The 245-nt window shown below is 65.3% G+C and carries 1 protein-coding gene; it reads left to right on the top strand.

The genetic code is table 11. The annotated features are described in order from the left end of the window. Positions 1-33: 33 nt before the first annotated feature. A partial coding sequence (locus EOB49_RS35680; RefSeq protein ID WP_127383580.1) for an ATP-binding cassette domain-containing protein occupies positions 34-245 on the top strand: 212 nt, incomplete at its 3' end.

The raw sequence follows: 245 nt of genomic DNA, 5'->3' as shown, positions 1-245 counted from the left end.
CGAGGTCCAGCGCGTCTACATGGGGATCGAGGCATGACGGCCGTTCTTTCCACCCACGGCCTGTTGGCCCGCTATGGCGATTTCCAGGCGCTCTACGGCGTCGACATCGAGCTGCACCAGGGTGAGGCCGTGGCCTTGATCGGCGCTAACGGGGCAGGAAAATCCACACTCCTGCGTTCGATCATGGGCTTGCTCCCGGTTGCGCGCGAGATGGTGCTGCTGCACGGCGAGGCCGTTGGCGGCAC

The sequence above is a fragment of the Mesorhizobium sp. M7A.F.Ca.MR.148.00.0.0 genome, assembly GCF_003997735.1.
In the GTDB taxonomy this organism is placed as follows: domain Bacteria; phylum Pseudomonadota; class Alphaproteobacteria; order Rhizobiales; family Rhizobiaceae; genus Mesorhizobium.
This window is presented reverse-complemented; position numbering and strand designations above follow the sequence as displayed.